At 62.0% G+C, this 23,590-nt stretch carries 28 protein-coding genes; 19 read left to right on the forward strand and 9 right to left on the reverse strand.

All coding sequences use genetic code 11. From position 1 onward, the window contains the following. Nucleotides 1–118 precede the first annotated feature (118 nt). The 4 genes from LOY67_RS26340 to LOY67_RS26355 form a co-directional block, all read right to left on the reverse strand. A complete protein-coding gene (locus LOY67_RS26340; RefSeq protein WP_265065075.1) occupies nucleotides 119–2,173 on the reverse strand; it encodes a methyl-accepting chemotaxis protein in 2,055 nt (684 codons plus the stop codon). A gap of 135 nt (nucleotides 2,174–2,308) precedes the next feature. After that, nucleotides 2,309–2,848: a chemotaxis protein CheW gene (locus LOY67_RS26345; RefSeq protein ID WP_265065076.1), complete on the reverse strand. Its 540-nt coding sequence runs from the start codon at nucleotides 2,846–2,848 to the stop codon at nucleotides 2,309–2,311. A 10-nt stretch (nucleotides 2,849–2,858) separates the two neighbouring features. Continuing rightward, nucleotides 2,859–3,224, reverse strand: coding sequence for a twitching motility response regulator PilH (gene pilH, locus LOY67_RS26350; protein ID WP_024778880.1), 366 nt, complete (start codon nucleotides 3,222–3,224; stop codon nucleotides 2,859–2,861). A 48-nt stretch (nucleotides 3,225–3,272) separates the two neighbouring features. Further along, complete coding sequence (locus LOY67_RS26355; protein WP_265065077.1) at nucleotides 3,273–3,701, reverse strand: response regulator; 429 nt, start codon at nucleotides 3,699–3,701, stop codon at nucleotides 3,273–3,275. A gap of 222 nt (nucleotides 3,702–3,923) precedes the next feature. On the opposite strand from LOY67_RS26355, the gene gshB reads away from it, so the two are divergent. The 7 genes from gshB (at nucleotide 3,924) to LOY67_RS26390 (ending at nucleotide 9,927) form a co-directional block, all read left to right on the forward strand. Next, nucleotides 3,924–4,877: a glutathione synthase gene (gene gshB / locus LOY67_RS26360; RefSeq protein WP_139640867.1), complete on the forward strand. Its 954-nt coding sequence runs from the start codon at nucleotides 3,924–3,926 to the stop codon at nucleotides 4,875–4,877. A gap of 76 nt (nucleotides 4,878–4,953) precedes the next feature. Beyond that, entirely contained in the window at nucleotides 4,954–5,850 is an 897-nt protein-coding gene (locus LOY67_RS26365) for an energy transducer TonB (RefSeq protein ID WP_265065078.1), read from the forward strand. Between the two features lie 184 nt (nucleotides 5,851–6,034). After that, the gene (locus LOY67_RS26370) at nucleotides 6,035–6,604 is read left to right on the forward strand and encodes a YqgE/AlgH family protein (RefSeq protein WP_265065079.1); all 570 of its coding nucleotides are present in this window, start codon (nucleotides 6,035–6,037) and stop codon (nucleotides 6,602–6,604) included. Beyond that, the gene (gene ruvX, locus LOY67_RS26375; RefSeq protein WP_265065080.1) at nucleotides 6,604–7,041 is read left to right on the forward strand and encodes a Holliday junction resolvase RuvX; all 438 of its coding nucleotides are present in this window, start codon (nucleotides 6,604–6,606) and stop codon (nucleotides 7,039–7,041) included. The genes LOY67_RS26370 and ruvX overlap by 1 nt, the downstream gene beginning before the upstream one ends. Nucleotides 7,042–7,123: 82 nt before the next feature. Beyond that, a complete protein-coding gene (gene pyrR, locus LOY67_RS26380) occupies nucleotides 7,124–7,630 on the forward strand; it encodes a bifunctional pyr operon transcriptional regulator/uracil phosphoribosyltransferase PyrR (RefSeq protein ID WP_265065081.1) in 507 nt (168 codons plus the stop codon). A gap of 24 nt (nucleotides 7,631–7,654) precedes the next feature. Further along, entirely contained in the window at nucleotides 7,655–8,659 is a 1,005-nt protein-coding gene (locus LOY67_RS26385; RefSeq protein ID WP_003177495.1) for an aspartate carbamoyltransferase catalytic subunit, read from the forward strand. Further along, complete coding sequence (locus LOY67_RS26390) at nucleotides 8,656–9,927, forward strand: dihydroorotase (RefSeq protein WP_265065082.1); 1,272 nt, start codon at nucleotides 8,656–8,658, stop codon at nucleotides 9,925–9,927. Before LOY67_RS26385 ends, LOY67_RS26390 begins: the two co-directional genes overlap by 4 nt. Before the next feature lie 123 nt (nucleotides 9,928–10,050). Here the strand turns inward: LOY67_RS26390 and LOY67_RS26395 are convergent, their stop codons facing one another. Continuing rightward, nucleotides 10,051–10,479, reverse strand: coding sequence for an NINE protein (locus LOY67_RS26395; RefSeq protein ID WP_265065083.1), 429 nt, complete (start codon nucleotides 10,477–10,479; stop codon nucleotides 10,051–10,053). Nucleotides 10,480–10,728: 249 nt separating this feature from the next. On the opposite strand from LOY67_RS26395, the gene LOY67_RS26400 reads away from it, so the two are divergent. The 3 genes from LOY67_RS26400 to LOY67_RS26410 are packed head-to-tail and all read left to right on the forward strand — an operon-like array spanning nucleotide 10,729 to nucleotide 12,627. Next, entirely contained in the window at nucleotides 10,729–11,340 is a 612-nt protein-coding gene (locus LOY67_RS26400; protein WP_265065084.1) for a C40 family peptidase, read from the forward strand. 55 nt (nucleotides 11,341–11,395) lie between these two features. Then, on the forward strand, nucleotides 11,396–12,115 hold the full coding sequence (locus LOY67_RS26405; protein ID WP_265065085.1) for an IS4 family transposase: 720 nt from the start codon (nucleotides 11,396–11,398) through the stop codon (nucleotides 12,113–12,115). Between the two features lie 59 nt (nucleotides 12,116–12,174). After that, nucleotides 12,175–12,627 carry a transposase gene (locus tag LOY67_RS26410; RefSeq protein ID WP_265065086.1) on the forward strand — a complete coding sequence of 151 codons (453 nt, stop codon included), beginning with the start codon at nucleotides 12,175–12,177 and terminating at the stop codon, nucleotides 12,625–12,627. A 147-nt stretch (nucleotides 12,628–12,774) separates the two neighbouring features. Here LOY67_RS26410 and LOY67_RS26415 read toward each other — a convergent pair whose 3' ends face one another. Next, nucleotides 12,775–13,809 carry a type IV pilus twitching motility protein PilT gene (locus LOY67_RS26415; RefSeq protein WP_265065087.1) on the reverse strand — a complete coding sequence of 345 codons (1,035 nt, stop codon included), beginning with the start codon at nucleotides 13,807–13,809 and terminating at the stop codon, nucleotides 12,775–12,777. A gap of 56 nt (nucleotides 13,810–13,865) precedes the next feature. On the opposite strand from LOY67_RS26415, the gene LOY67_RS26420 reads away from it, so the two are divergent. Genes LOY67_RS26420 through LOY67_RS26430 form a run of 3 tightly spaced genes read left to right on the forward strand, consistent with a single transcriptional unit; the run spans nucleotide 13,866 to nucleotide 16,014 of the window. Continuing rightward, nucleotides 13,866–14,558 carry a YggS family pyridoxal phosphate-dependent enzyme gene (locus tag LOY67_RS26420; RefSeq protein ID WP_265065088.1) on the forward strand — a complete coding sequence of 231 codons (693 nt, stop codon included), beginning with the start codon at nucleotides 13,866–13,868 and terminating at the stop codon, nucleotides 14,556–14,558. A 36-nt stretch (nucleotides 14,559–14,594) separates the two neighbouring features. Next, the gene (gene proC, locus LOY67_RS26425) at nucleotides 14,595–15,413 is read left to right on the forward strand and encodes a pyrroline-5-carboxylate reductase (RefSeq protein WP_265065089.1); all 819 of its coding nucleotides are present in this window, start codon (nucleotides 14,595–14,597) and stop codon (nucleotides 15,411–15,413) included. Nucleotides 15,414–15,423: 10 nt separating this feature from the next. Next, a complete protein-coding gene (locus LOY67_RS26430) occupies nucleotides 15,424–16,014 on the forward strand; it encodes a YggT family protein (protein ID WP_265065090.1) in 591 nt (196 codons plus the stop codon). Nucleotides 16,015–16,075: 61 nt separating this feature from the next. Here the strand turns inward: LOY67_RS26430 and LOY67_RS26435 are convergent, their stop codons facing one another. Further along, the gene (locus LOY67_RS26435) at nucleotides 16,076–17,245 is read right to left on the reverse strand and encodes an IS4 family transposase (RefSeq protein ID WP_265064268.1); all 1,170 of its coding nucleotides are present in this window, start codon (nucleotides 17,243–17,245) and stop codon (nucleotides 16,076–16,078) included. 277 nt (nucleotides 17,246–17,522) lie between these two features. Between LOY67_RS26435 and metX the strand changes: the two genes are divergently transcribed. Genes metX through LOY67_RS26465 form a run of 6 tightly spaced genes read left to right on the forward strand, consistent with a single transcriptional unit; the run spans nucleotide 17,523 to nucleotide 21,882 of the window. Then, complete coding sequence (gene metX / locus LOY67_RS26440; RefSeq protein ID WP_265065091.1) at nucleotides 17,523–18,662, forward strand: homoserine O-succinyltransferase MetX; 1,140 nt, start codon at nucleotides 17,523–17,525, stop codon at nucleotides 18,660–18,662. A 7-nt stretch (nucleotides 18,663–18,669) separates the two neighbouring features. Further along, nucleotides 18,670–19,290 carry a methionine biosynthesis protein MetW gene (metW, locus tag LOY67_RS26445; protein ID WP_265065092.1) on the forward strand — a complete coding sequence of 207 codons (621 nt, stop codon included), beginning with the start codon at nucleotides 18,670–18,672 and terminating at the stop codon, nucleotides 19,288–19,290. Between the two features lie 26 nt (nucleotides 19,291–19,316). After that, nucleotides 19,317–19,751, forward strand: coding sequence for a DUF4426 domain-containing protein (locus tag LOY67_RS26450; protein ID WP_265065093.1), 435 nt, complete (start codon nucleotides 19,317–19,319; stop codon nucleotides 19,749–19,751). After that, nucleotides 19,748–20,344, forward strand: a complete 597-nt coding sequence (rdgB, locus tag LOY67_RS26455) for an RdgB/HAM1 family non-canonical purine NTP pyrophosphatase (protein WP_265065094.1) — start codon at nucleotides 19,748–19,750, stop codon at nucleotides 20,342–20,344. Before LOY67_RS26450 ends, rdgB begins: the two co-directional genes overlap by 4 nt. Further along, nucleotides 20,341–21,540 (forward strand): radical SAM family heme chaperone HemW, encoded by a 1,200-nt coding sequence (gene hemW, locus LOY67_RS26460; RefSeq protein ID WP_265065095.1) that lies wholly within the window; start codon nucleotides 20,341–20,343, stop codon nucleotides 21,538–21,540. Before rdgB ends, hemW begins: the two co-directional genes overlap by 4 nt. Before the next feature lie 18 nt (nucleotides 21,541–21,558). After that, entirely contained in the window at nucleotides 21,559–21,882 is a 324-nt protein-coding gene (locus tag LOY67_RS26465) for a DUF3392 domain-containing protein (protein WP_024778900.1), read from the forward strand. A 130-nt stretch (nucleotides 21,883–22,012) separates the two neighbouring features. Here LOY67_RS26465 and trmB read toward each other — a convergent pair whose 3' ends face one another. Next, nucleotides 22,013–22,738 (reverse strand): tRNA (guanosine(46)-N7)-methyltransferase TrmB, encoded by a 726-nt coding sequence (trmB, locus tag LOY67_RS26470; RefSeq protein WP_265065096.1) that lies wholly within the window; start codon nucleotides 22,736–22,738, stop codon nucleotides 22,013–22,015. Nucleotides 22,739–22,747: 9 nt separating this feature from the next. After that, nucleotides 22,748–23,542: a thiazole synthase gene (locus LOY67_RS26475; RefSeq protein WP_003177480.1), complete on the reverse strand. Its 795-nt coding sequence runs from the start codon at nucleotides 23,540–23,542 to the stop codon at nucleotides 22,748–22,750. Between the last annotated feature and the right edge of the window lie 48 nt (nucleotides 23,543–23,590).

Raw genomic sequence — 23,590 nt, forward strand, 5'->3', positions numbered from 1 at the left:
CAAATCAGCCCCTTGTAGGAGCTGCCGAGTGCAACGAGGCTGCGATCTTTCCCCTGACAATTGAGTCTCAAGCGAAAGATCAAAAGATCACAGCCTTCGGCAGCGCCTACACCACCGTTCACGCCGAATCCTCATTTTTAACCGCCGGCAAGGTAAAACCCGACACCGAACGACGCAATTGGCTGGCCATTTTCGCCAGGTTGCCAATGCTCTCGGCAGTGGCGGTGGAGCCGGACGAGGTCTGTGTGGTGATCTGCTGGATCACGTTCATCGTCAGGGAAATCTGCCCCGCCGAGGTGGTCTGCTGCTGCGCTGCGTTGGAAATGCTCTGGATCAGCGCCGCCAGGGTCTTGGACACGCCCTCGATCTCTTCCAGGGCCACGCCGGCATCCTGGGCCAGCCGGGCGCCGCGCACCACTTCGCTGGTGGTCTGTTCCATGGAGATCACCGCTTCGTTGGTATCGGCCTGGATCGCCCGCACCAGCGTCTCGATCTGCCGGGTCGCCGCCGAAGAGCGCTCCGCCAGCCGCTGCACTTCATCGGCCACCACCGCGAACCCGCGCCCGGCATCACCGGCCATGGACGCCTGGATCGCGGCGTTGAGGGCCAGGATGTTGGTCTGGTCGGCAATGTCGTCGATCAGGCTGACGATGTCGCCGATTTCCTGGGACGACTCGCCCAGGCGCTTGATGCGCTTGGCGGTGTCCTGGATCTGCTCACGAATGTTGTCCATGCCATGAATGGTGTTGTGCACCACCTCGTTGCCCTTGTTGGCGATCTCCACGGAACGCTCGGCCACCGCCGACGACTCGGCGGCATTGGCCGATACCTGATCGATGGACTGGGCCATTTCATTGATTGAAGTCGAAGCTTCGCTGATTTGCTGGGCCTGGTGCTCGGAAGCCTGGGCCAGATGCATGGCAGTGGCCTGGGTTTCCTGCACCGCGGCGGCGACCTGGCCGGCGGTGAGGTTGATGGTGGCGACCAGGTCACGCAACTGGTCCACCGAATAATTGATCGAGTCGGCGATGGTGCCGGTGAAGTCCTCGGTGACCGAAGCGGTGACGGTCAGGTCGCCGTCGGCCAGATCGGCGATTTCGTCCAGCAGCCGCATGATCGCGTTCTGGTTGCGCTCGTTCTTCTCCGCGGTTTCATGCAACTGGCGGTTGGTTTCACGCACCATCACCAGGCCGATCAGGATGATCGACATCAGCGCCAGCAGCCCCAGCACGTAACCGCCAATGGCGTGGACGGAGCGGCCGCCGGCCAGGTTCTCCAGTGCCGTGGTCAGGTGCGAGGCTTCGTCCAACAGGGTCTGCGACAGGTTGAAAATGTTGCCCGCCGACTCGCGGACCTTGAACAGCTCCGGCGAGGTTTCGAGGATTTCGTCCACCGAGCCCGAGACGAACTCGAACAGTTCGCTGATTTCGCTCAGGCGCGCCCGGGCATCGCGATCCTGGACCTGGGAGATCTTCAAGGCCGGGTCGCCTTGCAACATCCCGTTGAGCACCTGGCCGAAACGCGCGGCATCGCGGCCAAAGGTATCGGCGGCCTGGCTGGCGTTTTCATCCCCCGCGAGCACGGTATTCACCGCGCCGAGTATGCGCTCGGCCAACAGCGACTGGCGCTGGGCCATGGCCACCTGGGCCGCGGGCGCGCCCCGTTGCAGCAGGATCTCGACGACTTTTTCGTACTCGACCTGCAATTGCGGCACCGTTTCGGCCAGGGTCGCCGCCACCTGATGCAGCGACAACACGGTCTGCTCGCTGGACAGGATGGCGTCGGTGTTCTTGAGCAGGCGTTCCCAGTCCAGTTGCACGGCGCGCATCTGCGGTCGCAGGGTCGAGGGCGCCGGCGGCAGGCCGGTCACCGGGTCACCTTGCTTGAGGTAGCCCCAGCGCTGGGCAAAATCGTTGCGAGCATCGCTCAGCAACTTGAACGCCGCAGCCTTGCCGGCGGCCGCCTCGGTGGCGTTCTTGGCAATGCGCTGGGACAGCACCCGCAACTCACCAGCGTGACCGATGTACTGTTTATCGTAAGTGGATTGGGTGTTGAGGTACGCGAAATTGGCGAACAGCAGCATGATGAAGACGATCAGCGCGACGAACAGCACGATGATCTGCGAACGACTGCGCGACGCTTCCAATGGCTTGCCTGTGTTTGCTTTGATCATCGGTTCTCCAACTCGCCACTGCTTTTTTGTGGGAGCGAGCCTGCTCGCGATAGCGGTATATCAGTCAACATCCATGTGTCCGATACATCGCTTTCGCGAGCAGGCTCGCTCCCACAGGAGGCTGCGCTGTGTCTGTTAAATCGCCACATCCATGAACCCCGTCGACTGCGTCAACGCAACCGGGCTGAACACCTGCCACTGCCGCTCGCCACGGAAGCGGCCCTTGACGAAGGCCGCTTCCGGGCAGTCCAGGTCGCCTTTGTGCATCGGCTCCAGGCTGTCCTGGGCGAAATGCTGCAGCCCGAGGACCTCATCCACCAGCAACCCGGCGAACACCTCGCCATGATCCACCACCAGTACCCGCCGCTGCTTGCGCACCGTCGACAGTTCATGACCGAAAAAACCGCCCAGGTCCATCAACGGCAACAAGCGTCCGCGCAGGTTGGCCACGCCCCGAACCCACGGCTTGACCCCGGGCAAATGCGTATGGCGTGGCTCGTGCAGCACTTCGCTGACTTCTTCCATGGGCGCTACGTACCAGCGTTCGCCCAGGCGAAAGCCGATACCGCTCCAGGCATGACGGTGGGTCGGTTGGGACGGCAGGTCCGCTGCCAGCGACCGGCAGCGTCGATCGATCTGCAGCAGCAGCTCGAACGCGGTCAGGGATGGGCTCATGGCCGCGCCGTCAACCCGCCAGGACGTTGTTCAGGGTCTTGATCAGGGTTTCTTCGTCGACCGGCTTGGTCAGGTAGTCCTTGGCGCCCTGGCGCGTGCCCCAGACCTTGTCGGTTTCCTGGTCCTTGGTGGTGATGATGATCACCGGGATGTGGCCGGTTTCCGGATCCTTGGTCAACTGGCGCGTGGCCTGGAAACCGTTGAGGCCGGGCATGACGATGTCCATCAATACCGCGTCGGGCTTTTCCTGGCGGGCCAGGGCCACGCCGTCGGCGCCGTTCTCGGCCTTGAGGACCTGGTGACCGTGCTTTTCCAGCATGCCGGTCAGCTTGTACATTTCAGTCGGCGAATCATCGACGATCAGAATTCGTGCCATGGTGTTCCCCATTCTTGTCGACCCCCAGGCTCTGCGGCCGGGCGTCATTTAATGTGCCTGGTGCGGCTGGACGGCGGCAAAGCCCGGAACATGAGCTTGTATCGCGCCCAGCAGTTCTTCCTTGCTGAAAGGCTTGGTCAAAAACTGATCGGAACCGACGATGCGCCCCTTGGCCTTGTCGAACAGTCCGTCCCGGGACGACAGCAGGATCACCGGCGTGGCCTTGAAGGCGCTGTTGTTCTTGATCAGGGCGCAGGTCTGGTAACCGTCCAGACGCGGCATCATGATGTCGACAAAGATGATGCCCGGATGATGATCGGTAATCTTGGCCAGGGCATCGAAGCCGTCGACCGCCGTGATCACCTCGCAACCGACGTTGCGCAGCAAGGTTTCGGCGGTACGGCGAATGGTCTTCGAGTCGTCGATGACCATGACCTTCAAGGCGCTGGGTTGCTGCTGCGTAAGATGCTCTGCCATTGCCACTGCGAACCGGTTTAAACGCGTAAATGCGACCGACGGCGCAAGCCCTTGATGTTCAAGGCCCGCGCGCCACATGGCAGCCTTTTTAGCACAGTCTCCAGCGCCGGGCTATCGGCCGGGCGGCATGGTGGTTTTTCCTTGACCGCGAATCCGCCGGGCGCCACTCTGACGCCACTTTTTCACGCCATTTGTGCCCATCAGATTTCGAGGAACCAAGCCATGAGCGTACGCGTCGGCATTGTCATGGACCCTATCGCCAGCATTTCCTACAAGAAGGATAGCTCGCTGGCCATGCTGCTGGCCGCTCAAAAGCGCGGCTGGGAACTGTTCTACATGGAACAGCGCGACCTCTACCAGGCCGAAGGCCAGGCCCGGGCGCGCATGAAACCACTGAAAGTCTTCGCCAACCCGGAAAAATGGTTTGAACTGGGTGACGAGAACGACGCGCTGCTGAGCGACCTGGACGTGATCCTGATGCGCAAGGATCCGCCGTTCGACATGGAGTTCGTGTATTCCACCTACCTGCTGGAACAAGCCGAAACCGCCGGCGTGCTGGTGGTCAACAAGCCCCAGAGCCTGCGCGACTGCAACGAGAAACTGTTCGCCACGCTGTTCCCGCAGTGCACGCCACCAACCATCGTCAGCCGCCGCCCGGATGTACTGCGCGAGTTCGCCGATCATCACGGCGACGTGATCCTCAAGCCCCTGGACGGCATGGGCGGTTCTTCGATCTTCCGCCACACTGCCGGCCACCCTAACCTCTCCGTGATCCTGGAAACCCTGACCCTGCACGGCAAGCAGCAGATCATGATCCAGGGTTACCTGCCGGCCATCGTCGATGGTGACAAACGCATCCTGATGATCGACGGCGAGCCGGTGGACTATTGCCTGGCGCGCATCCCGGCAGCGGGCGAAACCCGCGGCAACCTGGCCGCCGGCGGCCGTGGCGAAGCCCGCCCGCTGACCGAGAAGGACCGCTGGATCGCCGCCCAGGTCGGCCCGACCCTGCGGGAAAAAGGCCTGCTGTTCGTAGGCCTGGACGTAATCGGCGAGCACCTGACGGAAATCAACGTCACCAGCCCGACCTGCATCCGCGAGATCGACAACGCCTTCGGCACCGACATCGGCGGGATGCTGATGGATGCCATCGATCAGAAGCTCAAGGCTCGTTGATCCAGATCTGATGAAGGGAACCCACATTGCGTTATCATGCCCGGCCTGAAAAAAACGCGATGTTGGTTTCCTTGTCATGACCCTCCCGTCCGATCTGCCCCTAGAGCTCGCCCATCGTGGCGTGCGCCCGGCCGATCGCCTCGGTTTTACCCTGTTCCTGGCGGCGCTGATCCACCTGGCCCTGCTGCTGGGCGTCGGATTTGCCACGGTCGAGCCCAGGCAGATCAGCCAGACCCTGGAAATCACCCTGGCCACCTTCAAGAGCGAAGCCAAGCCGAAACAGGCAGACTTCCTGGCCCAGGACAACCAGCAAGGCAGCGGCACCCTGGACAAGAAGGCGGTTCCCAAGACCACCGAGATCGCTCCATTCCAGGACAACCAGGTTCAGAAAGCCACCCCGCCCCCGGCCGCCAAGCCCGAGGTGCAGGAAACCGCCCCCAAGGCCGCCGTGACCACGGTGGCGCCGAAGCCGAAAAAAGCCCCGGTCAAGGAAGAGGTCAAGCCCGATCCCAAACCCAAGGCCCCGGCACCGACTTTCGACAGCTCCCAATTATCCAGCGACATCGCCAGCCTGGAAGCCGAACTGGCCCAGGAACAGCAGCTCTATGCCAAGCGCCCGCGTATCCACCGTCTGAGCGCCGCCTCGACCATGCGCGACAAGGGCGCCTGGTACAAGGACGAGTGGCGCAAGAAGGTCGAGCGCATCGGCAACCTCAATTACCCCGACGAAGCCCGGCGCAAGCAGATCTACGGCAACCTGCGGCTGATGGTCTCGATCAACCGCGACGGCTCCCTGTATGAAGTACTGGTGCTGGAGTCCTCCGGCCAGCCGCTGCTGGACCAGGCCGCCCAGCGCATCGTGCGCCTGGCCGCGCCGTTCGCGCCGTTTACCGGGGACCTGTCGGACATCGACCGGCTGGAGATCATCCGCACCTGGAAATTCTCCCGGGGCGATCGTCTCTCAAGCAACTGACACACCACCAATCCCTGTGGGAGCGAGCCTGCTCGCGATAGCTATTGATCATCCAACATAAATGTCGACTGACAGACCGCTATCGCGAGCAGGCTCGCTCCCACAGGGGTTCTGCACCCATCTCAGGCATTTCCTGCACATCCCCAGCTTGTCAGTTCGCCCCTGCGCCGCCACACTATCGCCTATGAAAAACGTCAGCCCCACCTACCTCAAGCATCATTTCCTGATCGCCATGCCGCACATGGCCGATCCGAACTTCGCCCATACCTTGACCTACATCGTCGAGCACACGGCCAATGGCGCCATGGGGCTGGTGATCAATCGCCCGCAGGAGCTGAACCTGGCGGACATTCTCGAGCAGTTGCGCCCGGAGGTAGAGCCGCCAGTCCTGTGCCAGCACGTGCCGATTTTCATCGGCGGACCGGTGCAGACCGACCGCGGTTTCGTACTCCACCCATCAGGGCCGAGCTACCAGGCCACCGTGGACCTCAACGGTGTGTCCCTGTCGACCTCCCAGGACGTGTTATTCGCCATCGCCGACGGCGTCGGCCCGGAGAAAAGCCTGATCGCCCTCGGCTACGCCGGTTGGGAAGCCGGGCAACTGGAGGCCGAACTGGCCGACAACGCCTGGCTGACCTGCCCGTTCGACGCCGACATCCTGTTCAACACCAGCAGCGAACTGCGCCTGGAAGCGGCGGCCAACCGCCTGGGGATCAACCTCAGCCTGCTTACCAGCCAGGCAGGACACGCCTGATGGCCCTGCGCTTGCTGCTGGGCTTCGATTACGGCACCAAACAGATCGGCGTCGCGGTCGGCCAGGTCGTTACCGGCCAGGCCCGCGAGCTGTGCACGCTCAAAGCGCAGAATGGCGTTCCGGACTGGAACCAGGTCGAAGCGCTGATCAAGGAATGGAAACCCGACGCCGTGGTGGTCGGCCTGCCGCTGAACATGGACGGCACACCCAGCGACATGTGCCTGCGCGCGGAAAAATTCGCCCGCCGGCTCAATGGCCGCTACAACCTGCCCTTCTACACCCACGACGAGCGCCTGACCACGTTCGAAGCCAAGGGTGAACGCCTGGAGCGTGGCGGGCAGAAAGGCAGTTACCGCGACAACCCGGTGGATGCCATCGCCGCCGCCCTGCTGCTGCAGGGCTGGCTAGATGCCAATACCGCCCTGTTCGACACCTGATTTTGAAAGCGCCGCCAAGGCGCTTTCTTTTAGCGATAGACCGGGCCTTCCACCACCGGCCCGGGAACCTGAAGGAGCCAGCATGAGCCTGCCCAATCCTGCCGAACTGATCAGCCAGATGGCGATCCGTCTCACGGCACACCTGGAACAACGCGGCATCAGCGAACCGCGCTACATCGGCATTCGCACCGGCGGCGTCTGGATCGCCCAGGCCTTGCTCGAGGAACTCGGCAGCCAAGCACCGCTGGGCACCCTGGACGTGTCTTTCTATCGCGACGACTTCAGCCAGAACGGCCTGCACCCGCAGGTACGTCCTTCGGCGCTGCCGTTCGAGATCGAGGGCCAGCACCTGGTCCTGATCGACGACGTGCTGATGAGTGGGCGGACCATCCGCGCCGCCATGAACGAGCTGTTCGACTACGGCCGCCCGGCCAGCGTGACCCTGGTGTGCCTGCTGGACCTGGACGCCGCCGAGTTGCCGATCCGCCCGGACGTGGTCGGCGCGACGCTGGCACTGGCCGCGCATCAGCGGGTCAAGCTCTCCGGCCCCGCGCCGCTGCAACTCGAACTGCAAGACCTTGCCCTTTAACTGCCCTTGTAAGAGTCCATCGCGATGACGCCTCTCGAAACCAAGCGCCCGCTGCAGCTCAACGATCAGGGCCAGCTGCGGCACTTCCTGTCCCTCGACGGCCTGCGCCGCGAACTGCTGACGGAAATCCTCGACACTGCCGACTCGTTCCTCGAAGTCGGCGCCCGGGCGGTGAAGAAAGTCCCGTTGTTGCGCGGCAAGACCGTGTGCAACGTGTTCTTCGAAAACTCCACCCGCACCCGCACCACCTTCGAACTGGCGGCCCAGCGGCTTTCGGCGGACGTGATCACCCTCAACGTATCGACGTCCTCGGCGAGCAAGGGCGAAACCCTGCTCGACACCCTGCGCAACCTCGAAGCCATGGCCGCGGATATGTTTGTCGTGCGTCATGGTGACTCCGGCGCCGCACACTTCATTGCCGAGCACGTCTGCCCGCAGGTGGCGATCATCAACGGCGGCGACGGCCGTCACGCCCACCCGACCCAGGGCATGCTCGACATGCTGACCATCCGCCGGCACAAGGGCAGCTTCGAAAACCTCTCGGTGGCCATCGTCGGCGACATCCTGCACTCGCGGGTGGCTCGCTCGAACATGCTCGCCCTCAAGACCCTCGGTTGCCCGGACATCCGCGTGATCGCACCGAAGACCCTGCTGCCCATCGGCGTCGAGCAGTACGGCGTGAAGGTCTACACCGACATGACCGAAGGCCTCAAGGATGTCGACGTGGTGATCATGCTGCGCCTGCAGCGTGAGCGGATGACCGGTGGCCTGCTGCCCAGCGAAGGCGAGTTCTACCGCCTGTTCGGCCTCACCACCGCCCGCCTGGCCGGGGCCAAGCCGGATGCCATCGTCATGCACCCGGGGCCGATCAACCGCGGCGTGGAGATCGAGTCGGCGGTGGCCGACGGGCCGCATTCGGTGATCCTCAACCAGGTGACCTACGGCATCGCCATCCGCATGGCCGTGCTGTCCATGGCCATGAGCGGGCAAACGGCCCAGCGCCAATTCGACCAGGAGAACGCCCAGTGAAGCTCAGCATTCTCGGCGCACGCGTGATCGATCCGGCCAGCGGCCTGGATCAAGTGACTGACATTCATATCGATGCCTGCAAGATCGTCGCCCTGGGCGTCGCACCCGCCGGCTTCGTGGCGGTCGAAACCCTCGACGCCCAAGGCCTGGTGGCCGCCCCCGGCCTGGTCGACCTGAACGTCGCCCTGCGCGAACCCGGCTACAGCCGCAAGGGCAGCATCGTCAGCGAAACCCGGGCAGCGGCCGCCGGTGGCGTGACCAGCCTGTGCTGCCCGCCGCAGACCAAACCGGTGCTGGACACCTCGGCCGTGGCCGAACTGATCCTCGACCGCGCCCGCGAGGCCGGCAACACCAAGGTTTTCCCGATCGGCGCGTTGAGCAAAGGCCTCGACGGCGAGCAACTGGCAGAGCTGATAGCGTTGCGTGACGCCGGTTGCGTGGCATTCGGCAACGGCCTGAACAGCTTCCGCAACACCCGTACCCTGTGCCGCGCCCTGGAATACGCAGCGACCTTCGGCCTGACGGTGATCTTCAACTCCCAGGACCACGACTTGGCCGAAGGTGGCCTGGCCCACGAAGGCCCGACCGCCAGCTTCCTCGGCCTGCCGGGCATTCCGGAAACCGCCGAGACCGTGGCCCTGGCCCGTGACCTGCTGCTGGTGGAACAAAGCGGCGTGCGTGCGCACTTCAGCCAGTTGACCAGTGCCCGCGGCGCAGCGTTGATTGCCCAGGCCCAGGCCCGCGGCCTGCCGGTCACCGCCGATGTGGCGCTGTACCAACTGATTCTGACCGACGAAGCGCTGATCGATTTCAACAGCGTCTACCACGTCCAGCCACCGCTGCGCACCCGTGCCGACCGGGATGGCTTGCGCGAGGCGGTGAAATCCGGGGTGATCTCAGCCATCTCCAGCCATCACCAACCCCACGAGCGCGATGCCAAGCTGGCCCCCTTCGGCGCGACCGAACCGGGCATCAGCAGCGTCGAACTGCTGCTGCCGCTGGCGATGACACTGGTGGAAGACGGCCTGCTCGACCTGCCGACCCTGCTGGCGCGCCTGAGCGCCGGCCCGGCCAATGCGCTGCAATTGCCTGCTGGGAAGCTGGCGGTGGGTGCGGCAGCGGACCTGGTGCTGTTTGATCCAGCGGCCTCCACCGTGGCCGGCGAGGCCTGGCGCTCCAAGGGCGACAACTGCCCGTTCCTGGGCCACAGCCTGCCGGGTGTGGTGCGTTATACCCTGATGGATGGGCGGGTTACTCACCAGGCCTGACACCCTGTCGCGTCTATCGCGAGCAGGCTCGCTCCCACATTGGATTTGAGGTGCTCACACGATACTGTGGGCACTGGAGATCCCTGTGGGAGCGAGCCTGCTCGCGATGGGCGCAACCCGGCCTTACTGAAAAGCCCCCCGCTTCTGCGCATTGCGAATCGAAACCTGGTCGTTCAGCGTCCAGAAGTCATACAGCACCCCCAGGAAAAACACCCCGCCGGTCAGCAGGTAAATGATCCCGCTGAGCCATTTGCCCTGATACATGCGATGCACGCCGAACACCCCGAGAAACGTCAACAGGATCCACGCCACCGTGTATTCGATGGGGCCCGGGATAAAGCGCAGGTCCGCTTCGCGGTCCATGGCTGGAATCAGGAACAGGTCGATCAGCCAGCCGATGCCCAGCAGGCCGAAGGTGAAGAACCAGATCGTGCCGGTGACGGGCTTGCCGTAGTAGAAACGATGGGCCCCGGTGAAACCGAAAATCCAGAGCAGATACCCGATGATTTTGCTGTGGGTATCGCGGGTGGCATCCAGCTGATAGCTGTTCATGAATGGCCTCTTTTGCCTCGATAGATAAATTTGTTCAGTTTATTTGTGACTTTTGTGTGTCTGGCCGACAAGCGGTCCTGGGCGACTTGAGCGTGGCGAAGCCCCGTATTCCGGGGCCTGTGTCGGACAGTCGGGTCAAAGTGGCGCAACTTCAGGGGTTGTACCCAGGGTTTCGAATCGACCAACGGCCTCGGAATCGCAAAAAAAGCTGTTATAAAGTTGCGCGCTAACCTTTAAGAGCCCTGCCTAATGCGTCCATTTTTCAAGACATGGCTAACCATCTGCCTATTATTGCCCCTGGCCGCCCACGCCACCAATCGTGAGCAACGTCTTCCCAACGTCAACGGCTACACCCCCAAATCCCATGTTTCTGCTTCTTCGAGCAAGAACAAGCCAAGCGTCCAGTATACGAACACTGGCAACAGCAAGCTGGTTCCGCCCATGGCGACCAAGGCGAGCAGCAACGTATTGAGCCGTGCCGTGAATGTACTCGGCACACCTTATCGTTGGGGCGGCAGCAGCCCAAGTAAAGGCTTCGATTGCAGCGGCCTGGTGAAATACGCCTTCAACGACGCCACTTTCGACCTGCCACGCACCTCGAATGCCATGGCAGCCGGTCACGGTGAGAAAGTCGAGCGCAAGGACCTCAAGCCCGGCGACCTGATTTTCTTCAAGCTCAAGAGCCGCCGGGTCAACCACGTGGCCATCTACCTGGGCAACGACCGCTTCATCCACGCACCGCGTCGTGGCAAGTCGGTGACCATCGACACCCTGAACAAACCGTACTGGGACACCCACTACGTGGTTGCCAAGCGGGTGTTGCCGAAAGAGCCGGGCGGGATGCGGGTCGTCCAGCGCTGATGATCGTTCCCACGCGGAAGCGTCACTAGTGTCCGGTAAAAACTGAAGGGGGAGCTTGCTCCCCCTTGCTGTACCTGCCTTTGAGCGATACTCGGCTTTTTCAGACTCGATTCCGGCTATGTTCAGCAGCACTCGCTTTTCACAAATGCTCCAAGCACTCCCTCATCAGTTGTTCAAAAATGCAGTCAAACGCTGTGGCGCTGATCGTTATGCCAAGCAATTCAGCTCTTGGGATCTGCTCGTCACGCTGATCTTTGGTCAGATAACACAAGCCAGCAGCCTGCGCGCCTTGGCGACAGCATCGCAATCGCTGGAACCTCACCATTATCATCTCAACGCTCGCAGCATGGTTCGCTCAACGCTTTGTGATGCCTTGAGCAAACGCAGTTCAGAGCCTTTTCGGCTGGCCTGCGAGCACTTGCTGCAGGGCGTTGGCCGCAAGCAGCGCAAGTCCCTGGAAGCGATGGTCACGCTGATCGACTCGACCTCAATCACCTTGCGCGGTCCCGGCTTCGACGACTGGACCGCTGCGACGAAAACCCGCATAACACAAGGCCTGAAGGTGCATGTGGCAATTGATCCACGACAAACAGCACCCACTTACGTGAACATCACTGCCGCCAACGTCAATGACCTGAGTGACGCCCTGACCATGCCGCTTGAAGCAGGCATCACGTACGTTTTCGACAAGGGATACTGCGATTACAACTGGTGGCACCAGATTGATCAGGTGGGGGCGTTCTTCGTCACACGACTCAAAAAAATGCCAATGTGAATCACGTAGAGGATCTGAACAGAGGGGAAAATGCCGACTTCATAGAGTCGGACGAAGCCGTGCGATTTGGCAAAAAACACCTGAATACACGACGGTTAAATCACTATCACGACCAAACCGTACGTCGGGTCCAGGTTCGTCGAGATGATCACGAAACGCCGCTGATCCTGGTGACTAATGATTTTTCACGCTCAGCTGAAGAAATTGCCGACCTGTACAAGCAGCGCTGGCAGATCGAGTTGTTCTTCAAGTGGATCAAGCAAAAACTCAAGCTCAAACGGTACTTCGGATTCTCTGAAAACGCGGTGCGTCTACAAATCTACAGCGCGCTGATCACATACCTTTTGCTGCTCCTGTATCAACAACGCTCGGCCTGCTCAGACTCACTTTCAAACTTCACTATCCGGCTGGCTCATAGCTTGTTTGAGCGCCCGCTCAGCGACACACACCGCGGATATCGAAGGCAAGAACGAACAGAGCTGAAGGCTGCCCAGGGTAGCCTTCAGCTATGAAAAGGTTTTACCGGACACTAGTGACGCTCTGCGTGGGAATGCCTCTGCGGACGCTCTGCGTTCGGCTCTCAGGGGACGCGGAGCGTCCCGGGCTGCGTTCCCACGCAGAGCGTGGGAACGATCGGACAAGGGTCCGCGCCAGCATTTTCAGAAACTATCCGGCGTACGCGCCCGCTCCCGCGCATGTTCACGGCTGATCAAGCCCTTGGTCACCAGATCCTTCAGGCACATGTCCAGTGTCTGCATCCCCAGGGAGCCGCCGGTCTGGATCGCCGAGTACATCTGCGCCACCTTGTCCTCGCGAATCAGGTTACGAATCGCCGACGTGCCCAGCATGATTTCGTGAGCCGCAACCCGGCCGCCGCCGATCTTCTTGATCAGCGTCTGGGAAATCACCGCCTGCAATGATTCCGACAACATCGAGCGCACCATGGACTTCTCGTCCCCCGGGAACACGTCCACCACCCGGTCGATGGTCTTGGCCGCCGAAGTGGTGTGCAACGTGCCGAAGACCAGGTGCCCGGTTTCGGCGGCGGTCAGCGCCAGGCGGATGGTTTCCAGGTCACGCATCTCCCCCACCAGGATCACGTCTGGGTCTTCGCGCAGGGCCGAGCGCAGGGCCGTGGAAAAACCCTGGGTGTCGCGGTGCACTTCGCGCTGGTTGATCAGGCATTTGCGCGGTTCGTGGACAAACTCGATGGGGTCCTCGATGGTAAGGATGTGGTGGTGCTTATGGGTGTTGAGGTAATCGATCATCGCCGCCAGGGTGGTGGACTTGCCGGAACCGGTCGGCCCGGTCACCAGCACCAGCCCGCGAGGGGCCTCGGTCACTTTGCGAAACACCTCGCCCATGCCCAGGTCTTCCATGGTCAGGACTTTCGACGGAATGGTCCGGAACACCGCCCCCGCGCCACGATTCTGGTTGAACGCATTGACCCGGAACCGTGCCACGCCCGGTACGTCGAAGGAAAAGTCGGTTTCCAGAAACTTTTCGTAATCTACCCGTTGCCGGTCGTTCATGATGTCGTAGATCAGTTCATGAACCTGTTTGTGGTCCAGTGCCGGCAGGTTGATCCGCCGCACATCGCCATCCACGCGGATCATCGGCGGCAGCCCGGCCGACAGGTGCAGGTCCGATGCCCCCTGTTTGGCGCTGAACGCCAACAGTTCAGTGATATCCATAGCGCTCCCCAATTCCAGTAGAATGCCGCGAACCTCAGACCGCCGGCGCTTCTTTAATGTCCACGATAGCAGACAACATCGCTCAGGTTAGATCGCGCATCCGCGCTGCGGAGCAGGCCGCCCACCGCGCCGCAGACAGTGTCCAACTGCTGGCCGTGAGCAAGACCAAGCCCGCCCAGGCCCTGCGCGAAGCCTTCGCCGCCGGCCTGCGGGACTTCGGCGAGAACTACCTGCAGGAAGCGCTGGGCAAGCAGGTCGCACTGACCGACCTGCCCTTGATCTGGCACTTCATCGGCCCCATTCAATCGAACAAGACGCGCGCTATCGCCGAACATTTCGACTGGGTGCATTCCGTGGATCGCTTGAAAATTGCCCAACGCCTGTCCGAGCAGCGTCCGGCCGGGTTGCCGCCGCTGAACATCTGCATTCAGGTCAACGTCAGCGGTGAAGCCAGCAAATCCGGTTGCACGCCGGAGGATCTGCCGGCCCTGGTCGATGCCATCAGCGCATTGCCACGCCTGACGCTACGCGGACTGATGGCCATCCCCGAGCCGACCGAGGAACGCGCCGCCCAGGACGCCGCCTTCGCCGCCGTCCAGCGCCTGCAAGCCAGCCTGGCCCTGCCGCTGGACACGCTGTCCATGGGCATGAGCCACGATCTCGAATCCGCCATTGCCCAAGGCGCTACCTGGGTCAGGATCGGTACCGCCCTGTTTGGTGCTCGCGACTACAGCGCTAACCCGTCGTAAGCCATGCCGACTCAACTCTTTAATCAAGGACCTGTCATGAGCAACACGCGTATTGCCTTTATCGGTGCCGGCAACATGGCCGCCAGCCTGATCGGTGGCCTGCGGGCCAAGGGCCTGGAGGCTGCGCAGATCCGCGCCAGCGATCCGGGTGTCGATACCCGGACCCGGGTGAGCAGTGAGCACGGCATCGAAACCTTTGCCGACAATGCCCAGGCCATCGATGGCGCGGACGTCGTCGTGCTGGCGGTCAAGCCGCAAGCGATGAAAGCCGTGTGCGAAGCCCTTCGCCCAAGCCTCAAACCTCATCAACTGGTGGTGTCGATCGCCGCCGGCATCACCTGCGCCAGCATGAACAAGTGGCTCGGCGAGCAGCCCATCGTGCGCTGCATGCCCAACACCCCGGCGCTGTTGCGTCAGGGCGTCAGCGGCCTGTTCGCCACCCCACAGGTCAGCACCGGACAACGCCAGCAGGCCGAAGAGCTGCTGTCGGCCGTGGGCCTGGCGCTGTGGCTGGAGACCGAGCAGCAACTGGACGCGGTCACTGCCGTTTCCGGTTCAGGCCCGGCGTACTTCTTCCTGCTGATCGAAGCCATGACCGCCGCCGGCGAAAAACTGGGACTGCCCCGTGAGATTGCCGCGCAGCTAACCTTGCAGACGGCCCTCGGTGCAGCCCACATGGCGACCTCCAGCGACGTCGATGCGGCTGAGCTGCGCCGCCGTGTGACTTCGCCGGCCGGTACCACCGAAGCCGCCATCAAATCGTTCCAGGCCGGGGGTTTCGAAGCCCTGGTAGAAAAAGCACTCGGCGCCGCCGCGCACCGCTCGGCCGAAATGGCCGAACAACTGGGCCAATAAGGAGCCATTCATGATTGGATTGAACACCGCAGCGGTCTACGTGCTGCAAACCCTTGGCAGCCTGTACCTGCTGATCGTGCTGATGCGTTTCGTGCTGCAACTGGTCCGCGCCAACTTCTACAATCCGCTGTGCCAGTTCGTGGTCAAGGCCACCCAGCCGTTGCTCAAGCCCCTGCGCCGGATCATCCCGAGCCTGTTCGGCCTGGACATGTCGTCGCTGGTCCTGGCAATCCTCGTGCAAATGGCGCTGATGGCCCTGACCCTGCTGTTGACCTACGGCACCACCGGCAACCCGCTGCAACTGCTGATCTGGTCGATCATCGGCGTGACCGCGCTGTTCCTGAAAATTTTCTTCTTCGCCCTGATCATCAGCGTGATCCTGTCCTGGGTCGCCCCGGGCAGCCACAACCCGGGCGCCGAGCTGGTGAACCAGGTCTGCGAACCGGCCCTGGCGCCGTTCCGCCGTATCGTGCCGAACCTCGGCGGCCTGGATATCTCGCCGATCCTGGCGTTCATGGTGCTCAAGCTGCTCGACATGCTGGTGATCAACAACCTCGCGGCGATGACCATGATGCCGGATATCCTGCGCGTCCTGATCTGACCTGACCCTGTGGCCTGATCCGTTCCCACGCTCTGCGTCACTAGTGTCCGGTAAAACCTTTTCATAGCTGAAGGCTACCCTGGGCAGCCTTCAGCTCTGTTCGTTCTTGCCTTCGATATCCGCGGTGTGTGTCGCTGAGCGGGCGCTCAAACAAGCTATGAGCCAGCCGGATAGTGAAGTTTGAAAGTGAGTCTGAGCAGGCCGAGCGTTGTTGATACAGGAGCAGCAAAAGGTATGTGATCAGCGCGCTGTAGATTTGTAGACGCACCGCGTTTTCAGAGAATCCGAAGTACCGTTTGAGCTTGAGTTTTTGCTTGATCCACTTGAAGAACAACTCGATCTGCCAGCGCTGCTTGTACAGGTCGGCAATTTCTTCAGCTGAGCGTGAAAAATCATTAGTCACCAGGATCAGCGGCGTTTCGTGATCATCTCGACGAACCTGGACCCGACGTACGGTTTGGTCGTGATAGTGATTTAACCGTCGTGTATTCAGGTGTTTTTTGCCAAATCGCACGGCTTCGTCCGACTCTATGAAGTCGGCATTTTCCCCTCTGTTCAGATCCTCTACGTGATTCACATTGGCATTTTTTTTGAGTCGTGTGACGAAGAACGCCCCCACCTGATCAATCTGGTGCCACCAGTTGTAATCGCAGTATCCCTTGTCGAAAACGTACGTGATGCCTGCTTCAAGCGGCATGGTCAGGGCGTCACTCAGGTCATTGACGTTGGCGGCAGTGATGTTCACGTAAGTGGGTGCTGTTTGTCGTGGATCAATTGCCACATGCACCTTCAGGCCTTGTGTTATGCGGGTTTTCGTCGCAGCGGTCCAGTCGTCGAAGCCGGGACCGCGCAAGGTGATTGAGGTCGAGTCGATCAGCGTGACCATCGCTTCCAGGGACTTGCGCTGCTTGCGGCCAACGCCCTGCAGCAAGTGCTCGCAGGCCAGCCGAAAAGGCTCTGAACTGCGTTTGCTCAAGGCATCACAAAGCGTTGAGCGAACCATGCTGCGAGCGTTGAGATGATAATGGTGAGGTTCCAGCGATTGCGATGCTGTCGCCAAGGCGCGCAGGCTGCTGGCTTGTGTTATCTGACCAAAGATCAGCGTGACGAGCAGATCCCAAGAGCTGAATTGCTTGGCATAACGATCAGCGCCACAGCGTTTGACTGCATTTTTGAACAACTGATGAGGGAGTGCTTGGAGCATTTGTGAAAAGCGAGTGCTGCTGAACATAGCCGGAATCGAGTCTGAAAAAGCCGAGTATCGCTCAAAGGCAGGTACAGCAAGGGGGAGCAAGCTCCCCCTTCAGTTTTTACCGGACACTAGTGACGCTCTGCGTGGGAATGCTGCCAAGGACGCTCCGCGTTCTGCCTTGGGGTGACGCAGAGCGTCAGGGGATGCATTCCCACGCAGAGCGTGGGAACGATCGGCGTCAGTCGGCGATTTCCTTGGTTGCCGCTAACCCCAGCGGTCTTTAGACTTACGCCTCATTTCAACGAGAGCAGGGTCGATGCCAGCTGCCTTTCCCGCCGATTCCGTTGGTCTGGTGACGCCGCAAATGGCGCATTTCAGCGAGCCCCTGGCCCTGGCCTGCGGTCGTTCGTTGCCAGCCTATGACCTGATCTACGAAACCTACGGCACGCTGAACGCCACGGCGAGCAATGCCGTGCTGATCTGCCACGCCTTGTCGGGGCATCACCATGCCGCCGGTTACCACAGCGTCGACGACCGCAAGCCCGGCTGGTGGGACAGTTGCATCGGCCCCGGCAAGCCGATCGACACCAACCGGTTTTTCGTGGTCAGCCTGAATAACCTCGGCGGTTGCAACGGTTCCACCGGCCCCAGCAGCCTCAACCCGGACACGGGCAAGCCGTTCGGCGCCGATTTTCCGGTGCTGACCGTGGAAGACTGGGTCCACAGCCAGGCGCGCCTGGCCGACCGCCTCGGCATCGGCCAGTGGGCGGCGGTGATCGGCGGCAGCCTGGGCGGCATGCAGGCCCTGCAATGGACCATCACCTACCCGGACCGCGTGCGCCATTGCCTGGCAATCGCCTCGGCCCCCAAGTTGTCGGCACAGAACATCGCCTTCAACGAAGTGGCGCGCCAGGCGATCCTCACCGACCCGGAGTTCCACGGCGGCTCGTTCCAGGAACACGGCGTGATCCCCAAGCGCGGGCTGATGCTGGCGCGGATGGTCGGGCACATCACCTACCTGTCCGACGACTCCATGGGCGAGAAATTCGGCCGTGGCCTCAAGAGCGAAAAGCTCAACTACGACTTCCACAGCGTCGAGTTCCAGGTGGAAAGCTACCTGCGTTACCAGGGTGAGGAATTCTCCGGGCGCTTCGACGCCAACACCTACCTGCTGATGACCAAGGCCCTGGATTACTTCGATCCGGCGGCGAACTTCGACGATGACCTGGCGAAAACCTTCGCCAATGCCACGGCCAGGTTCTGCGTAATGTCGTTCACCACCGACTGGCGCTTCTCCCCGGCGCGCTCGCGGGAACTGGTGGACGCGCTGATGGCCGCGCGCAAGGACGTCTGCTACCTGGAAATCGACGCGCCCCAGGGCCACGACGCCTTTCTGATTCCGATCCCGCGCTACCTGCAGGCGTTCGGCAACTATATGAACCGTATTACGCTGTGAGGACGCCATGAGAGCCGATCTGGACATCATCCAGGAATGGATCCCCGCCGGCAGCCGCGTGCTCGACCTGGGCTGCGGCAACGGCGAGCTGCTGACCTGGCTGCGGGACAACAAGCAGGTCACCGGCTACGGCCTGGAAAACGACCCGGACAACATCGCCGAGTGCGTTGCCAAGGGCATCAACGTCATCGAGCAGGACCTGGACAAGGGCCTGGGCAACTTCGCCAGCAACAGCTTCGACATCGTGGTCATGACCCAGGCCCTGCAAGCGGTGCACTACCCGGACAGGATCCTCGACGAAATGCTCCGGGTCGGGCGCCAGTGCATCATCACCTTCCCCAACTTCGGGCACTGGCGCTGCCGCTGGTATCTGGCGAGCAAAGGGCGCATGCCGGTCTCGGAGTTCCTGCCCTACACCTGGTACAACACGCCGAACATCCACTTCTGCACCTTCGCGGATTTCGAAGCGCTGTGCCGCGAGCGCCAGGCCAAGGTCATCGATCGCCTGGCGGTGGATCAGCAGCACCGCCACGGGTGGGCCAGCAAGCTATGGCCTAATCTGTTAGGTGAAATAGGCATCTATCGGGTCAGCAGCCCAGGCCTTGCCGATCATCAGGTCGCCGTGTGAACCGCGACCCTATCAGGAGTCACACCATGAAACGTCTCGCGTTGTTTCTCATCACCGCCTGCCTGAGCGTCGCAGCCATGGCAGCGAATGTCATCAAGGCCGAGCGCAAGGAAGTGTTCGGAGACGTCACCGTGCACTACAACACCTTCAATTCCACCTTCCTGACGCCGGACATCGCCAAGGCCGCCGAACTGGTCCGCAGCAAGAACCAGGGCGTGATCAATGTGTCGGTGATCAAGGATGGCAAGCCATTGGCGGCCGAGGTCAGCGGCACGATCAAGGACCTGACCAGCAAGACGGACCCGCTGACGTTCCGCCAGATCAACGAACAAGGCGCGATCTACTACATTGCCCAGTATCCGGTGAACCAGCAGGAAACCCGCACCTTCGAGATCAAGGTGAAGACGGGTGACAAGGTCAACACCCTCAACTTCAACCAGGAACTGTTCCCCGGCGAATGATGAACCTCACCCAACTCGTACTCGCCAGCCACAACGCCGGCAAACTCAAGGAACTCCAGGCCATGCTCGGCGGGTCGGTGCAGTTGCGCTCGATTGGTGAGTTCAGCCAGGTGGAGCCGGAAGAAACCGGCCTGTCGTTCGTCGAGAACGCCATTCTCAAGGCTCGCAACGCCGCGCGCATCTCCGGCCTGCCGGCCCTGGCGGACGATTCCGGGTTGGCGGTGGACTTCCTCGGCGGCGCGCCGGGCATCTATTCGGCCCGCTACGCCGACGGCAAGGGTGACGCAGCGAACAACGCCAAGCTGCTCGACGCCCTCAGGGACGTGCCTGAAGCCGAGCGTGGCGCACAGTTCGTTTGCGTCCTGGCCTTGGTGCGGCATGCCGACGATCCATTGCCGATCCTCTGCGAAGGCCTGTGGCACGGGCGCATCCTCACTGAGGCCAGCGGCGAGCACGGTTTCGGTTACGACCCGCTGTTCTGGGTGCCGGAGCGCAACTGCTCCAGCGCCGAGCTGGGCCCGGTGGAAAAGAATCAACTGAGCCACCGCGCCCGCGCCATGGCCCTGCTGCGTCAACGCCTGGACCTTCCATGAGCAATGACGTGCCCGCGCCGCTGATTCATGGCGGCGCACACACGCCTCGGGCGCCGCTGCCGGTATTGCCGCCCTTGGCGTTGTACATCCACATCCCGTGGTGCGTGCGCAAATGCCCGTATTGCGACTTCAACTCCCACACCGCCAGCCCGCAGCTGCCGGAAGAGGAATACGTCGACGCCTTGCTGGCCGATCTTGATCAAGACCTGCATGGGGTGTATGGCCGGGAACTGAGTTCGATCTTCTTTGGCGGCGGCACCCCCAGTCTGTTCAGCGCCCAGGCCCTGGGCCGGTTGCTCCAGGGGGTCGAAGCACGCATACCGTTCGCCCACGACATTGAAATCACCCTGGAAGCCAACCCCGGCACCTTCGAGCAAGAGAAGTTCGTCGCTTACCGGGCATTGGGCATCAATCGCCTGTCCATCGGCATCCAGAGTTTCCAGCAGGCCAAGCTCGAAGCCTTGGGACGGATTCACAACGGTGACGAAGCGGTACGCGCCGCCGGCATGGCCCGCCAGGCCGGGTTCGATAACTTCAACCTGGACCTGATGCATGGCCTGCCCGACCAGTCCCTCGACGACGCCTTGAGCGACCTGCGCCAGGCCATCGCGCTGAAGCCGACCCATCTCTCCTGGTATCAGCTGACGCTGGAGCCGAACACGGTGTTCTGGAACCAGCCGCCAACGTTGCCGGAAGACGACACGTTGTGGGATATCCAGGAAGCTGGACAAGCGCTGCTGGCCGAGCACGGCTATGCCCAATACGAAGTGTCGGCCTACGCCCAAGCGGGTCGGGCGGCACGGCATAACCTCAACTACTGGAGCTTCGGCGACTTCATCGGCATCGGTGCCGGCGCCCATGGCAAGCTCAGCCATCCGGACGGGCGCATCGTGCGCACCTGGAAAACTCGCCTGCCCAAGGACTACCTCAACCCGGCCAAACGCTTCCTGGCCGGTGAGAAAACCCTGGCTAACGAAGAGCTGCCCTTCGAGTTCCTGATGAACGCCCTGCGCCTGACCCAAGGCGTGGAAGCGCGACTGTACCCGGAGCGCACCGGCCTGCCCCTGCAAAGCCTGGCCGAGGGCCGCCGCGAGGCCGAACAAAGCGGGCTGTTGCAGGTCGAACCGTCACGTCTGGCGGCCACCGAGCGCGGACAGCTGTTTCTCAATGACTTGCTGCAGAAATTTCTGAGCTGATCAATACAAGGAAATCGAATGGATCTGGTACTCGACCTGCTCGCCACCGTGTCCCGCTGGAGCCGCAGCAACCTGTCGGAAATCTCCCTGGCACTGGTGGGCTGCCTGCTGGTGCTGTTCGGCGCGGACATCAAGGCCTGGGTCGAACAACGCCTGGGCAGCATCGCCGGCGCGTTGCGCGTCCCATTGATCGCCCTGCTGTGCATGATCGGCAGCGGCGCGGCGCTGATTTATGCCACGCCGTGGGTGGTTCGGGGGTTGAGCCAGTTCAACAACTACAGCCTGGCGCCGGTTTTGTTGGTGGTGCTGGTGTTGATCGGGGTGGTGGCGGATCGTCGCTGATCCCTGCCACACCCCAAAACAACTGTGGGAGCGAGCCTGCTCGCGATGAGGCCTTAACATCCAACATCAATGTTGACTGTCAGGCCGCTATCGCGAGCAGGCTCGCTCCCACATTGAATTGCTTTATGGCTCAGGACTGCTTCTCGAACTTCAGATCCCAAACCCCATGCCCAAGCCGCTCACCCCGGCGCTCGAACTTGGTAATCGGCCGTTCGGCCGGGCGCGGTACGCACTTGCCGTCTTCGGCGAGGTTGCGATAACCCGGCGCGACGTTCATCACTTCCAGCATGTATTCGGCGTAGGGCTCCCAGTCGGTGGCCATGTGCAGCACACCGCCGACCTTCAACTTGCTGCGCACCAGCTCGGCGAACGAAGCCTGGACGATGCGGCGCTTGTGGTGACGGCTCTTGTGCCAAGGGTCCGGGAAAAACAGCATCAGCCGGTCCAGGCTGTTGTCGGCCACGCAACGGTTGAGCACTTCGATGGCGTCGCAATCGTAGACCCGCAGGTTGGTCAGCCCCTGGGTAAGCACGCCGTTGAGCAGCGCGCCGACGCCAGGGCGATGCACTTCCACGCCGATGAAATCCTGTTCCGGCGCTGCGGCGGCCATTTCCAGCAGCGAGTGGCCCATGCCAAAGCCGATTTCCAGGGAGCGCGGGGCCGAGCGGCCGAACACCTGGTCGAAGTCCACCGGCGCATCGGCCAAGGGCAGGACAAACAGAGGCGTGCCCTGCTCCAGGCCGCGTTGCTGGCCTTCGGTCATGCGCCCGGCGCGCATCACGAAACTCTTGATGCGGCGGTGTTGGCGCTCTTCGCCTTCGTCCGGCTGGACAGGCGTGTCGTTCGATTCAGTCATCAATGGCTCTTACTTGATCAGACCATCCAGCGGCGAGGAGGCGCTGGCGTAAAGTTTTTTCGGCATGCGGCCGGCGAGGTACGCCAGGCGCCCGGCGACAATGGCGTGCTTCATCGCTTCGGCCATCAGGATCGGTTGCTGGGCGTGGGCGATGGCCGAGTTCATCAGCACCGCCTCGCAGCCCAGCTCCATGGCGATGGTGGCGTCGGACGCGGTACCGACACCGGCATCCACCAGCACCGGGATCTTGGCTTCTTCGAGGATGATCTGCAGGTTGTATGGGTTGCAGATCCCCAGGCCCGTGCCGATCAGGCCGGCCAGCGGCATGACCGCGATGCAGCCGATTTCCGCCAGTTGCCGGGCGATGATCGGGTCATCACTGGTGTACACCATCACGTCGAAACCTTCCTTGACCAGGGTTTCGGCGGCCTTGAGGGTTTCGATCACATTGGGGAACAGAGTCTTCTGGTCCGCCAGCACTTCCAGCTTCACCAGATTGTGGCCGTCGAGCAGCTCACGGGCCAGGCGGCAGGTGCGCACGGCTTCGATGGCGTCGAAGCAGCCGGCGGTGTTCGGCAGGATGGTGTAGCGATCCGGCGGCAGGATATCCAGCAGGTTCGGTTCGCCCGGGTTCTGGCCGATGTTGGTCCGGCGCACCGCGACGGTGACGATCTCGGCGCCCGAAGCCTCGATGGCCAGGCGGGTTTCTTCCATGTCGCGATATTTGCCGGTGCCTACCAGCAAGCGCGACTGGTAGGTACGACCGGCCAGGACGAAGGGCTTGTCGCTACGAACGATGCTCATGGGAAATCCTCTGTTGGGGTGAGGTTCTTGCGAAATACTGCGAAACCG

The sequence above is a fragment of the Pseudomonas sp. B21-056 genome, from assembly GCF_026016325.1.
GTDB lineage: Bacteria > Pseudomonadota > Gammaproteobacteria > Pseudomonadales > Pseudomonadaceae > Aquipseudomonas.

Excerpts from the sequence above, each read along its gene's own strand:
- LOY67_RS26340 (WP_265065075.1), bottom strand. The coding sequence starts at position 2,173 with ATGATCAAAGCAAACACAGGCAAGCCATTGGAAGCGTCGCGCAGTCGT.
- LOY67_RS26345 (WP_265065076.1), bottom strand. The coding sequence starts at position 2,848 with ATGAGCCCATCCCTGACCGCGTTCGAGCTGCTGCTGCAGATCGATCGA.
- pilH (WP_024778880.1), bottom strand. The coding sequence starts at position 3,224 with ATGGCACGAATTCTGATCGTCGATGATTCGCCGACTGAAATGTACAAG.
- LOY67_RS26355 (WP_265065077.1), bottom strand. The coding sequence starts at position 3,701 with ATGGCAGAGCATCTTACGCAGCAGCAACCCAGCGCCTTGAAGGTCATG.
- gshB (WP_139640867.1), top strand. The coding sequence starts at position 3,924 with ATGAGCGTACGCGTCGGCATTGTCATGGACCCTATCGCCAGCATTTCC.
- LOY67_RS26365 (WP_265065078.1), top strand. The coding sequence starts at position 4,954 with ATGACCCTCCCGTCCGATCTGCCCCTAGAGCTCGCCCATCGTGGCGTG.
- LOY67_RS26370 (WP_265065079.1), top strand. The coding sequence starts at position 6,035 with ATGAAAAACGTCAGCCCCACCTACCTCAAGCATCATTTCCTGATCGCC.
- ruvX (WP_265065080.1), top strand. The coding sequence starts at position 6,604 with ATGGCCCTGCGCTTGCTGCTGGGCTTCGATTACGGCACCAAACAGATC.
- pyrR (WP_265065081.1), top strand. The coding sequence starts at position 7,124 with ATGAGCCTGCCCAATCCTGCCGAACTGATCAGCCAGATGGCGATCCGT.
- LOY67_RS26385 (WP_003177495.1), top strand. The coding sequence starts at position 7,655 with ATGACGCCTCTCGAAACCAAGCGCCCGCTGCAGCTCAACGATCAGGGC.
- LOY67_RS26395 (WP_265065083.1), bottom strand. The coding sequence starts at position 10,479 with ATGAACAGCTATCAGCTGGATGCCACCCGCGATACCCACAGCAAAATC.
- LOY67_RS26400 (WP_265065084.1), top strand. The coding sequence starts at position 10,729 with ATGCGTCCATTTTTCAAGACATGGCTAACCATCTGCCTATTATTGCCC.
- LOY67_RS26415 (WP_265065087.1), bottom strand. The coding sequence starts at position 13,809 with ATGGATATCACTGAACTGTTGGCGTTCAGCGCCAAACAGGGGGCATCG.
- LOY67_RS26420 (WP_265065088.1), top strand. The coding sequence starts at position 13,866 with ATGTCCACGATAGCAGACAACATCGCTCAGGTTAGATCGCGCATCCGC.
- proC (WP_265065089.1), top strand. The coding sequence starts at position 14,595 with ATGAGCAACACGCGTATTGCCTTTATCGGTGCCGGCAACATGGCCGCC.
- LOY67_RS26430 (WP_265065090.1), top strand. The coding sequence starts at position 15,424 with ATGATTGGATTGAACACCGCAGCGGTCTACGTGCTGCAAACCCTTGGC.
- LOY67_RS26435 (WP_265064268.1), bottom strand. The coding sequence starts at position 17,245 with ATGTTCAGCAGCACTCGCTTTTCACAAATGCTCCAAGCACTCCCTCAT.
- metX (WP_265065091.1), top strand. The coding sequence starts at position 17,523 with ATGCCAGCTGCCTTTCCCGCCGATTCCGTTGGTCTGGTGACGCCGCAA.
- metW (WP_265065092.1), top strand. The coding sequence starts at position 18,670 with ATGAGAGCCGATCTGGACATCATCCAGGAATGGATCCCCGCCGGCAGC.
- LOY67_RS26450 (WP_265065093.1), top strand. The coding sequence starts at position 19,317 with ATGAAACGTCTCGCGTTGTTTCTCATCACCGCCTGCCTGAGCGTCGCA.
- rdgB (WP_265065094.1), top strand. The coding sequence starts at position 19,748 with ATGATGAACCTCACCCAACTCGTACTCGCCAGCCACAACGCCGGCAAA.
- hemW (WP_265065095.1), top strand. The coding sequence starts at position 20,341 with ATGAGCAATGACGTGCCCGCGCCGCTGATTCATGGCGGCGCACACACG.
- LOY67_RS26465 (WP_024778900.1), top strand. The coding sequence starts at position 21,559 with ATGGATCTGGTACTCGACCTGCTCGCCACCGTGTCCCGCTGGAGCCGC.
- trmB (WP_265065096.1), bottom strand. The coding sequence starts at position 22,738 with ATGACTGAATCGAACGACACGCCTGTCCAGCCGGACGAAGGCGAAGAG.
- LOY67_RS26475 (WP_003177480.1), bottom strand. The coding sequence starts at position 23,542 with ATGAGCATCGTTCGTAGCGACAAGCCCTTCGTCCTGGCCGGTCGTACC.